The sequence below is a fragment of the Methylibium sp. T29 genome (genome assembly GCF_000576205.1).
GTDB lineage: Bacteria > Pseudomonadota > Gammaproteobacteria > Burkholderiales > Burkholderiaceae_C > Methylibium > Methylibium petroleiphilum.
Map to the genome: position 1 here is coordinate 1 of NZ_AZND01000112.1, position 11,351 is coordinate 11,351.

Here is an 11,351-nt window from a genome sequence, read left to right on the forward strand (position 1 = left end):
CTGGAGGCCCAGCAGGCGGCCAGCGCCTCGCAGATCGACCTGTTCGCCGCGCCCCCGCCCTCGCCGCCGCGCGAAGCCACCGAGCTCGAGCGGGCCCTGGCCGGCGTCGAACCCGATACATTGACCCCGCGGGAAGCGCTCGACGCGCTCTACCGCCTCAAATCGCTCCACGAGCGTTCCAAGGAAAACTGACATGACCTACTGCGTCGGCGTGCGGCTCAATGCCGGCCTCGTGTTCCTGTCCGACTCGCGCACCAACGCCGGGCTCGACCAGATCAGCACTTTCCGCAAGATGATGGTCTACGAGAAGCCCGGCGACCGCTTCATGGTGCTGCTGTCGGCCGGCAACCTGAGCATCAGCCAGTCGGTGCGCGAGATCCTGCAGGTCGAGAAGCTGGAGAACGGCGACAAGCCGCCGCTGACGATCTGGAACGCCACCAGCATGTTCGATGCGGTGCGCGTGCTCGGCAGCGCGGTGCGCCGCGTGCACGAGCAGGACGGCGCCTCGCTCAAGCGCGCCGGCATCGACTTCAACGCCTCGATGATCTTCGGCGGGCAGATCGCCGGCGAAGCGATGCGGCTGTTCCTCGTCTACTCGGCCGGCAACTTCATCGAGGCCACGCGCGAGACCTGCTACTTCCAGATCGGCGAGAGCAAGTACGGCAAGCCCATCCTAGACCGCATGATCACGCCGGCCACCAGCCTGGACGAGGCGGCGAAGTGCGCGCTGGTGTCGATGGACTCGACGCTGAAGTCCAACCTCTCCGTCGGTCTGCCGCTGGACCTGCTGGTCTACCAGGACGGCCGCTTCCAGACAGAGCAGATCGTCTGCATCGACGAGCACAACGAGTACTTCCGCATGATCCGCGGCAGCTGGGGCCAGAAGCTGCGCGCCGCCTTCGAGAGCATCGACGCGCCGCAGTGGGACAGCGGCGGCGCCGCGGCCCATCCGCTGCGCACCGGCCGCGAACGCTGCGAACCGATGCGCAAGATCACCCACCCGAACGAACGCATCGTCTGAGCATGGCGGGCGGACGCGGACGCGGACGCTCGCGCGGCGCCATCGTCTTCTCGCACGCCAACGGCTTTCCGGCCGGCACCTACCGGCTGCTGTTCGAGCACTGGCGCGCAGCCGGCTACACGGTGCACGCGGTCGAGAAGTTCGGCCACCAGCCGGCCTACCCGGTGACCGGCAACTGGCCGCACCTGCGCGATGAACTGATCCACTTCGCCGAGTGGGCGCTCGTCGACGATGCGCCGGCCTGGTTCGTCGGCCACTCGCTGGGCGGCTTCCTCAGCGTGCTGGCTGCGGCCCGGCGGCCCGACCTGGCGCGCGGCGTGGTGCTGCTCGACTCGCCGATCATCGGTGGCTGGAAGGCACGCGCTCTGCAATTTGCCAAGCAACCGGTCTCGGTGAACGCTACTCGCCGGCCGCTGTGTCGCGGCGGCGTCGCCAGCACTGGCCCAGTGACCAGGCGGCCTTCGAGCACTTCGCCACCAAGCCGGTGTTCGCCCGCTGGCACCCCGAGGTGCTGCGCGACTACGTCGCTGCCGGCACCGAACCGGCCGGCGCGGTGCGCGCGCTCAGTTTCCGGCGCGAGGTCGAGACCGAGATCTACCGGACCCTGCCGCACCATCTGCCGCACGTCCTGCGCAGGCATCCGCTCGGTTGCCCGGTCACCTTCATCGGCGGCACCGCGTCAGCGAGGTGCGCCAGGTGGGCCTGCGCGCGACCGAGCGTCTCACCCAGGGGCGGGTGAGCTGGATCGAAGGCGGCCACCTGTTCCCGATGGAGCGTCCACTGGAGACCGCCGAGGCGGTGCTCATGCAGTTGCGCAGCCTGGCCTGCGCCCACCGCGCGACCGGCTGACGCCGAGACCGCCGGGCAGGCGGGCCCGGCCCGGCCGATATACTCTCGCTTTACCACCACGCACTTTTGGAAACAACGTGCCGCATGTCATGACCAAGTTCGTCTTCGTCACCGGCGGTGTGGTGTCCTCCCTCGGCAAGGGCATCGCGTCGGCATCGCTCGCGGCCATCCTGGAATCGCGCGGCCTCAAGGTCACCCTGATCAAGCTCGACCCGTATCTGAACGTCGATCCGGGCACGATGTCGCCGTTCCAGCACGGCGAGGTCTTCGTCACCGACGACGGTGCCGAGACCGACCTCGACCTCGGTCACTACGAGCGCTTCATCAGTACCCGCATGAAGCGCAGCAACAACTTCACGACCGGCCAGATCTACAAGTCGGTGCTCGAGAAGGAGCGCCGCGGCGACTACCTCGCAAGACGGTGCAGGTGATCCCGCACGTCACCAACGAGATCCAGGAGTTCGTCAAGCGCGGCGCCAACGACGTCGACGTGGCGATCGTCGAGATCGGCGGCACGGTCGGCGACATCGAGTCGCTGCCCTTCCTGGAAGCGGTGCGCCAGATGGCGCTGCGTGCCGGCCCCAGCAACTCGGCCTTCGTGCACCTGACCTACGTGCCGTGGATCGCCGCGGCCGGCGAGCTCAAGACCAAGCCCACGCAGCACACCGTGCAGAAGATGCGCGAGATCGGCATCCAGCCCGACGCGCTGCTGTGCCGCGCCGACCGCGAGATCCCGGAGGACGAGCGCGACAAGATCTCGCTGTTCACCAACGTCGGCCTGCAGGGCGTGATCTCGATGTGGGATGTCGACACGATCTACAAGGTACCGCGCATGCTGCACGAGCAGCGCCTGGACGAGCTGATCTGCATGAAGCTGCAGTTGCTCACCAAATCGGCCGACCTGCGCCGCTGGGACCGCCTGGTGCACGAGGTGACTCACCCGCAGCACGAGGTGACGATCGCGATGTGCGGCAAGTACACCGACCTGTCGGACTCGTACAAGTCGCTCAACGAGGCGCTGCGCCACGCCGGCATCCACCATCACGCGCGGGTCAAGATCGAATACGTGGACTCGGAGCTGCTGAACGAATCCAACATCGACCAGTTGGCCGGTTATGACGCCATCCTGGTGCCAGGCGGCTTCGGCAAGCGCGGCGTGGAAGGCAAGATCCTCACCGCCCGCTACGCACGCGAGCACAAGATCCCCTACCTCGGCATCTGCCTGGGGATGCAGGTGGCGACCATCGAGGTGGCCCGCCACCTGGCCGGCCTGAAGGACGCCAACAGCACGGAGTTCGAACCCGCCACGCCGCACCCGGTGATCGCGCTGATCGACGAGTGGCAGGACGCCGACGGATCGGTCCAGAAGCGCGACGCCAACTCCGACCTCGGCGGCACCATGCGCCTGGGCGCCCAGAGTTCCGACGTGAAGCCCGGCACGCTGGCCCACCAGATCTACGGCCCGGTCGTGACCGAGCGCCACCGCCACCGCTACGAGGCCAACGAGCACTACCTCGACCGCCTGCAGCAGGCCGGACTGGTGATCAGCGCGATCACCCAGCGCGAGAAGCTGACCGAGATGGTCGAGCTGCCGCAGAGCGTGCACCCGTGGTACGTGGGCGTGCAGTTCCACCCCGAGTTCAAGTCCACGCCGTGGGCGGGACATCCGCTGTTCATCAGCTATGTCAAGGCCGCGCTGGCCCACCAGGCCGAGCGTGGCACGGCCTCGGGCGGATTGCAGAAGGTGGCGGCATGAGCATGATCGAGCCGACGTCGCTCGGAGGTCTGGCATGAAGCTGTGCGGCTTTGACGTCGGCCTCGACCGGCCGTTCTTCCTGATCTCCGGCCCTGCGTGGTCGAGAGCGAGCAACTGCAGATGGACGTGGCCGGTCGCCTGAAGGAAATCACCGCGGCGCTCGGCATCCCCTTCATCTTCAAGTCCAGCTACGACAAGGCCAACCGCTCGTCCGGCACCTCGTTCCGCGGACCGGGCATGGAGAAGGGCCTGGAGATCCTGGCCAAGGTGCGCCGTGATCTGCAGGTGCCGGTGCTGACCGACGTGCACAGCGAGGCCGAGATCCCGGTCGTCGCGCAGCATGTCGACGTGCTTCAGACCCCCGCCTTCCTGTGCCGCCAGACCGACTTCATCCGGGCCGTGGCCCAGAGCGGCAAGCCGGTGAACATCAAGAAGGGCCAGTTCCTCGCCCCTGGCGACATGAAGAACGTGATCCAGAAGGCGCGCGACGCGGCACGCGAGAAGGGCCTGCCGGACGACGTGTTCATGGCCTGCGAGCGCGGCGCGAGCTTCGGCTACAACAACCTCGTGTCCGACATGCGCAGCCTGGCCATCATGCGCGAGACCGGCAGCCCGGTGGTCTTCGACGCGACCCACAGCGTGCAGCTGCCGGGCGGCCAGGGCACCAGCTCGGGCGGGCAGCGCGAGTTCGTGCCGGTGCTGTCGCGCGCGGCCATCGCGGTCGGCGTGGCGGGCGTCTTCATGGAAACCCACCCGGACCCGGCCAAGGCGCTGAGTGACGGCCCAAATGCGGTGCCGCTGAAGCACATGAAGGCCCTGCTGGAGCAGCTGGTCAGCATCGACCGCGTGGTCAAGGCACAGCCGCTGCTCGAGAACGATTTTTCCTGTTGATGTTGACCACCCCCGTTGCGGCGATGCCGCGCCCCCTCGAGGGGGCGACGCTGGCGGACCGGCGAAACCGGATCCGCGGCGTCCTCTCGTCGAGCACCTCTCTTCCTCTTTGAAAGTCATTCCATGAGTGCCATCGTTGACATCGTCGGGCGCGAGATCCTCGACAGCCGCGGCAACCCCACCGTCGAATGCGACGTGCTGCTCGAGAGCGGCGTGATGGGCCGCGCCGCAGTGCCGAGCGGCGCCTCCACCGGCTCGCGCGAGGCGATCGAGCTGCGCGACGGCGACAAGGGCCGCTACCTCGGCAAGGGCGTGCTGAAGGCCGTCGAGCACCTCAACACCGAGGTCTCGGAAGCCGTGCTGGGGCTCGACGCCTCTGAGCAGGCCTTCCTCGACAAGACGCTGATCGACCTGGACGGCACCGACAACAAGGCCCGCATCGGCGCCAACGCGACGCTGGCGGTCAGCATGGCCGTGGCGCGCGCGGCGGCCGAGGAATCGGGCCTGCCGCTGTACCGCTATTTCGGCGGCATGGGCGGCATGCAGCTGCCGGTGCCGATGATGAACGTGGTCAACGGCGGGGCGCATGCCAACAACAGCCTCGACCTGCAGGAGCTGATGATCATCCCGGTGGGCGCGCCGAGCTTCCGCGAGGCGGTGCGATGGGGCGCGGAGACCTTCCACGCGCTGAAGAAGATCCTGCACGACAAGGGCATCAGCACCGCGGTGGGCGACGAAGGCGGCTTCGCGCCCAGCGTCGAGAACCACGAGGCCGCGATCCAGATGATCCTCGAGGCGATCGACAAGGCCGGCTACACCCCGGGCACGCAGATCGCGCTGGGCCTCGACTGCGCCGCCAGCGAGTTCTACAAGCCGGGCAAGAACGGCTCGCTGGTCTACCAGCTCGACGGCGAGGGCGGCCTGTCGCTGTCGGCCCAGCAGTGGACCGACATGCTGGCCGGCTGGGTCGACAAGTACCCGATCATCAGCATCGAGGACGGCATGGCCGAAGGCGACTGGGCCGGCTGGGCCCACCTGACCGAGGTGCTGGGCAAGAAGGTGCAGCTGGTCGGCGACGACCTGTTCGTCACCAACACCAAGATCCTGCAGGAAGGCATCGACAAGGGCATCGCCAACTCGATCCTGATCAAGATCAACCAGATCGGCACGCTGACCGAGACCTTCGCCGCGATCGAGATGGCCAAGCGCGCCGGCTACACCGCCGTGATCTCGCACCGCTCGGGCGAGACCGAGGACAGCACCATCGCCGACATCGCGGTGGGCACCAACGCCGGCCAGATCAAGACCGGCTCGCTGTCGCGCAGCGACCGCATGGCCAAGTACAACCAGCTGCTGCGCATCGAGGAAGACCTGGGCGACGTGGCGGTCTATCCCGGCCGCGCCGCGTTCTACAACCTGCGCTGAGTCCCCGCTGCCTGCCGCGCCCGCCGCCGCCATGCGCCTGATCACCGTCGCGCTGGTCGCGTTGCTGGCCCTGGTCCACGCCGAGCTGTGGTTCGGCAAGGGCGGGGTCGGCCGGGTGGTCGGCCTGCAGGCGCAGCTGCGCGAGCAGCAGGCGAAGAACGACGTGGCGCAGACACGGAACGACCGGCTCTCGGCCGAGGTGCGCGACCTCAAGGAAGGCCTGGAGATGGTCGAGGAGAAGGCGCGCTCCGAGCTGGGCATGCTCAAGCCCGACGAGATCTACGTGCAGTACGCGCCGCGCCGCTAGGCCCGCGCCCGACTCTCTTTCGCCCCGATGCGCCGCCCGAGCGCATGCCTTGCGATGCTCACCTCGCTGATCGACTTCCTCAACGCACCGGCCTTCGTGCTCGGCCCGCTGGCCGCCAGCCGCGCCGAACTGGCCGGCGCGCTGCTGGGCGTCTGGATGGTGTGGTGCAACCTGCGCGTCGACCCGCTGGCTTGGCCGCTGGCGATCACCAGCTCGGCGCTCTACGGCCTGGTGTTCTGGGAGGCCCGGCTGTACGGCGACGCATCGCTGCAGCTGCTGTTCATCGCGGTCGCCTTCTGGGGCTGGTGGCAGTGGCTGCGCGGCACCCAGGCCGATGGCAGCGCGCTCGCAGTGCGCCACCTCGCCCCGCGCGGCCGGCTGCAGGCACTGCTGGCCTTCGCCCTGCTGTGGCCGGCCACCGCGTTGCTGCTGCGCCACGGCACCGACACCGACGTGCCCTGGTGGGACGCCTTCCCCACCGCCGGCAGCGTGGTGGGCCAGGTGCTGCTGGGCCGCAAGCTGGTGGAGAACTGGCCGGTGTGGATCGCCGTCAATGCCGTCGGCGTGAGCCTGTTCGCCTACAAGGGACTGTGGCTCACCGTCGGGCTCTACGCGCTGTTCGCGCTGCTGGCGGCGATCGGCTGGCGCGCCTGGACCCGCAAGGCCGCGGCGATGAGCTCGGCATGAGGCGGCTTGCGGGGCGGTGCGCATGGGCCCGGTGATCGCGCTGGTCGGTGCCGAGAGCACCGGCAAGACCACGCTGGCCCATGCGCTGGCGCTGGAGCTCCGTTCGCTCGGTCGCCCGGCCACGCGGGTGGCCGAGTACCTGCGCGAGTTCTGCGACGCGCACGGCCGCACGCCGCGGCCCGAGGAACAGGCCGCCATCGCCGACGAGCAATGGCGTCGCATCGAGGCCGCCGCGCGGGACGGTCACATCGTGCTGGCCGACACCACGCCGCTGATGATCGCGGTCTACAGCGAGTTCGTGTTCGGCGACCGCAGTCTCTACCCCCTGGCGCTCGAGCGCCAGCGCCGCTGCGCCCACACGCTGCTGACCGGCCTCGACCTGGCCTGGCAGCCCGACGGCCTGCAGCGCGACGGCGCCCAGGTGCGCGGCCCGGTCGACCGCTTGGTCCGCGACGCGCTGGCCTCTGCCGTGCTGCCCTATTCGGTGGTCTATGGCGAAGGCTCGGCGCGCACGGCAGCCGCTGTGGCTGCGCTGCGCCCGCTGCTGCACCTGCCCGCCCAGGTGGCCCCCGCGCCCGACGGCCCGCGGCTGCGTGGCCGCTGCCGCGAATGCCTGCAGCCCGAATGCGAACATCTGTCGTCCGCGTCCGCGGCGAAGCGCCCCTTGCCATGAGCGAACCCGATTCCTCTTCTCCTCCGGCCCACCCGCCCCGGCCGATCCGCAGCTTCGTGCTTCGCGCTGGCCGCATGGGCAGCGGGCAGACGCGCGCCCTCGCCGAACTCGGCCCGCGCTTCGTGCTGCCATTCCAGCGCGAACCGCTCGACCCGCAGACCGTGTTCGGACGCCGCGCCCCGCGGGTGTTCGAGATCGGCTTCGGCATGGGCGACGCCACCGCGCAGATCGCCGCCGCCCGACCCGACACCGATTTCATCGGCTGCGAGGTGCACACGCCGGGCGTCGGCGCCCTGCTCAAGCAGATCGGCGAGCGCGAACTGACGAACTTGCGCATCGTGCAGCACGACGCGGTCGAGGTGCTCGAGCACATGATCGAACCCCGCTCGCTGGCCGGCATCCACCTGTTCTTCCCGGACCCCTGGCACAAGAAGAAGCACCACAAGCGCCGCCTGGTGCAACCCGCGTTCGTCGAGCGACTGGTGACGCGGCTCGCGCCGGGCGGCTACCTGCACTGCGCCACCGACTGGCAGCCCTATGCCGAGCAGATGCTCGAGGTGCTGGGAGCCGAGCCGGCGCTGCGCAACAGTGCCGACGGCTACGCGCCGCGGCCCGAGTACCGGCCGCTGACGAAGTTCGAGCAGCGCGGCCTGCGACTGGGCCACGGCGTCTGGGATCTGGTGTTCGTCCGCGGCTGAGCCCGCGCCAGCGCCGGGATCTCGGAGCGGCCGATGCCGAGATCCTTGAGCTCGTGTTCCGACATGGCCTGCAGTTCGCCCACTGCAACGCGGCGCATGCGGTGCGCCGCCCACGCCGCCCGCAGCCGGTGCAGGAAGGACGGCCGCGGGCCGGTCCGGATCTTGGGGTTCGTTGTCATGGGCATCTCCCTTCGCGAGCACAGGACCACATCGTGCAATGCGTCGTGCTATCGTGAAAGTTGAGATTACTGAGGGTTTCTATCAGACTTCCTGATGCGTGGGCTCAACCTCGACCAACTGCGCACCCTGGTGTCGATCGCCGACCTGGGCACGTTCTCGGCCGCCGCGAGGGCGCTGCACCTGGCTCAACCCACAGTCAGCCTGCACATCGGCGAGCTGGAATCGCGGCTCGGAACGCCGCTGGTCGTGCGCGGCAGCCGGCGCGTCTCGCCCACGGCCGCCGGCGCCGCGCTGATCGATCGTGCCCGGCGCCTGCTGCGCGACGCTGACGAGGCCGTCGACACCGTGCAGCGCCACGCCCGCGGTCAGGCCGGGCGCGTGCGCCTGGGCACCTCGACCGGTGTGATCGTGCACCTGCTGCCGCAGGTGCTGAAGGTGCTCGAACATGAGCATGCGGGCATCGATGTGGAGGTGGCCATCCTCGGATCGAACCACTGCATGGAGCGGCTCACCGCCGGCACGCTGGACATCGGCCTGATCGCACTGCCGCAGCCGCCGGTGCGCGATCTCGTGGTGACGCACTGGCGCAACGACCCGATGAGGGCCTTCGTGCCGCCGCGCTGGCGTGCCCCCCGGGCGGCAACGCCGGACTGGCTGGCCGCGCAGCCGCTGATCTTCAACGATGCGACGACCCGCATGTACCGGATGACGATGGAGTGGTTTGCCGCCGCCGGCCACGCGCCGCGTGCCCGTATCGAGCTCAACTACACGGAGGCGATCAAGAGCCTGGTAGCGGCCGGGTATGGCGCCGCGATCCTGCCAATGGAGAGCTCGGCAGTCGCGGTGGCCGCGGGCGCCGATCCGGTGCAGCTGATCCCGCTGCGACCGGCGCTGACCCGCAGCCTCGGCGTGGCGCACCGCGCGCCGTCGTCGCTGGACGGCGCGACGCGGATCGTGCTCGCCACGCTGGAACGCTTCAGGCAGCGCTGAGCGCCGCCCTCCCTTCTGCTCAGTCCTTCCAGTCCACCCAGCCGCCCCAGGCGCTCAGCAGCACCAGGCCGCCGAAGGCGATGCGGTACCAGGCGAACACGGTGAAGTCGTGCGTCGACACGTAGCGGATCAGCCAGCGGATGCAGACCAGCGCGCTGAGGAAGGCGAACACCACACCGACCGCGAACACCGGCAGGTCGCCCCAGCTCAGCAGGTCACGCTGCTTGATCAGCGAATAGGCGCCGGCGCCCATCAGCGTCGGGATGCCGAGGAAGAAGCTGAACTCGGTGGCCGCCTTGCGCGAAAAGCCGAACAGCATCGCACCGATGATGGTGGCGCCCGAGCGGCTGGTGCCCGGGATCAGCGCCGCGCACTGCACCAGGCCGACCTTCAGGGCGTCGAGGGCGCTCATGTCGTCGATCGTCTCGACGCGCGCCACGCGCCCGCCCTCGAGATCGCGATCACCGAACAGCGCCCGGTGGCGGCGCTCGACCCACAGGATGATCAGCCCGCCGACCACGAAGGCCGTCGCCACCGGCACCGGATGGAACAGGTGCTCCTTGATCAGCCCGCCCAGCGCGAGGCCGGAGATGACCGCCGGCACGAAGGCGATCAGCAGGTTGCGCACGAAGCGCTGCGCCACCGCCTCGTGCGTGATGCCGGCCACCGTGGCCCGCAGGCGCACCCGGTACTCCCAGATCACGGCGAACATGGCGCCGGTCTGGATCGCGATGTCGAACACCTTCACGATCTCGCCGGTGAAGTTGAGCAGCGACGCGGTCAGGATCAGGTGCCCGGTGCTCGAGATCGGCAGGAACTCGGTGAGTCCCTCGACGATGCCCATGATCGCGGCCTTGACGAGCAGCAGGATGTCCAAGAAAACGTCTCCGGTGCGGCAAAGCGATCGATGTTAGCTGCCGACCCTGACCGCGCCGCGCCGCCGGGCCACGGCGAGCCCCATGATCGCGGGGATGCGTGAAGGCTTCACCGATCTTTACCGGATCGCCACCGGCGAGGCACCGTCGCGACGGCGCTCAGCGGCATCCTCGGCACTGCGGTCGGGATCTGCCGTGCCTGGTTTGACCCCCTTGCGGGCCGGCGCTACATTAATGACCGATCAGTCAGTAAATCCATGTCACGAACTGCCGACTCCCTCCCCTCCACCCGCCAGCGGCGCAAGGAAGCGCGCCCGCAGGAGTTGCTCGACGCCGCCCTCGATCTGTTCGTCGAGAAGGGCTTCGCGGCGACGCGCTCGGAGGAGGTGGCGGCGCGCGCCGGCGTCTCCAAGGGCACCCTCTACCTCTACTACCCCAGCAAGGAAGAACTGCTGAAGGCGGTGATCCGCGAGAACATCTCGCAGGAGATCGCCGAGGGCGAGGACATCGTGCGCGGCTTCGACGGGCCGACGGCCGAGCTGCTGGCCCACCTGATGGCCGAGTGGTGGCGCCGCATCGGCGAGACCCGCGCCTCGGGCATCTGCAAGCTGATCATTTCGGAAGTTCGCAACTTCCCCGACATCGCGCAGTTCTACCTCGACGAAGTGGTGCTGCCGGCCGAACGCATGATCGGCGGGGTGGTGCAGCGTGGCATCGACCGCGGCGAGTTCCGCCCGGTGGCGGTCGACGACGTGGTGCATGCCCTGATGGCGCCGATGCTGTTCCTGATGCTGCACAAGCATTCGATGGGCGCCTGCCCGAATCTGGATCGCCGCCTCGACGCGCCGCGCGTGGTCGCAATGCAGGTCGACTTGGTGCTCAACGGCCTCGTGCCGCGCACTGCGCCACGCGGCGGCCCGCGGAAGCGAAGGCATGAAGCGCCGGGCGGCGTGGTGGACCGGCGCCGCCGTCGTGCTGCTGCTGGTCGCGCGGCGCTGG

The 11,351-nt window shown here is 69.1% G+C and carries 10 protein-coding genes and 3 pseudogenes; 12 read left to right on the plus strand and 1 reads right to left on the minus strand.

Annotation, left to right across the window (positions count from 1 at the left end; all coding sequences use genetic code 11):
- The 11 genes and pseudogenes from x551_RS13455 to x551_RS13505 form a co-directional block, all read left to right on the plus strand.
- A partial coding sequence (locus x551_RS13455; RefSeq protein ID WP_036248978.1) for a hypothetical protein occupies positions 1-192 on the plus strand: 192 nt, incomplete at its 5' end.
- 1 nt (position 193) lies between these two features.
- Positions 194-1,021, plus strand: a complete 828-nt coding sequence (locus tag x551_RS13460; protein ID WP_036232674.1) for a proteasome-type protease — start codon at positions 194-196, stop codon at positions 1,019-1,021.
- Positions 1,022-1,023: 2 nt separating this feature from the next.
- A pseudogene (locus tag x551_RS13465) lies at positions 1,024-1,870 on the plus strand (alpha/beta hydrolase).
- 89 nt (positions 1,871-1,959) lie between these two features.
- A pseudogene (locus x551_RS13470) lies at positions 1,960-3,626 on the plus strand (CTP synthase).
- A gap of 34 nt (positions 3,627-3,660) precedes the next feature.
- A pseudogene (kdsA, locus tag x551_RS13475) lies at positions 3,661-4,517 on the plus strand (3-deoxy-8-phosphooctulonate synthase).
- A gap of 123 nt (positions 4,518-4,640) precedes the next feature.
- A complete protein-coding gene (eno, locus tag x551_RS13480; protein WP_011830430.1) occupies positions 4,641-5,942 on the plus strand; it encodes a phosphopyruvate hydratase in 1,302 nt (433 codons plus the stop codon).
- Between the two features lie 31 nt (positions 5,943-5,973).
- Entirely contained in the window at positions 5,974-6,249 is a 276-nt protein-coding gene (ftsB, locus tag x551_RS13485; RefSeq protein WP_011830431.1) for a cell division protein FtsB, read from the plus strand.
- A 54-nt stretch (positions 6,250-6,303) separates the two neighbouring features.
- Positions 6,304-6,936: a nicotinamide riboside transporter PnuC gene (gene pnuC / locus x551_RS13490; RefSeq protein ID WP_231497652.1), complete on the plus strand. Its 633-nt coding sequence runs from the start codon at positions 6,304-6,306 to the stop codon at positions 6,934-6,936.
- Between the two features lie 22 nt (positions 6,937-6,958).
- Complete coding sequence (locus tag x551_RS13495; protein ID WP_036232666.1) at positions 6,959-7,609, plus strand: ATP-binding protein; 651 nt, start codon at positions 6,959-6,961, stop codon at positions 7,607-7,609.
- Entirely contained in the window at positions 7,606-8,307 is a 702-nt protein-coding gene (gene trmB / locus x551_RS13500) for a tRNA (guanosine(46)-N7)-methyltransferase TrmB (RefSeq protein WP_081771326.1), read from the plus strand. The genes x551_RS13495 and trmB overlap by 4 nt, the downstream gene beginning before the upstream one ends.
- A gap of 273 nt (positions 8,308-8,580) precedes the next feature.
- Complete coding sequence (locus x551_RS13505; protein WP_036232660.1) at positions 8,581-9,477, plus strand: LysR family transcriptional regulator; 897 nt, start codon at positions 8,581-8,583, stop codon at positions 9,475-9,477.
- Between the two features lie 19 nt (positions 9,478-9,496).
- Here x551_RS13505 and x551_RS13510 read toward each other — a convergent pair whose 3' ends face one another.
- Positions 9,497-10,354 (minus strand): undecaprenyl-diphosphate phosphatase, encoded by an 858-nt coding sequence (locus tag x551_RS13510; protein WP_011828645.1) that lies wholly within the window; start codon positions 10,352-10,354, stop codon positions 9,497-9,499.
- Positions 10,355-10,609: 255 nt separating this feature from the next.
- Here x551_RS13510 and x551_RS13515 point away from each other — a divergent pair.
- Positions 10,610-11,351 (plus strand): TetR/AcrR family transcriptional regulator (locus x551_RS13515; RefSeq protein WP_152543519.1); only part of this gene is annotated, 742 nt, incomplete at its 3' end.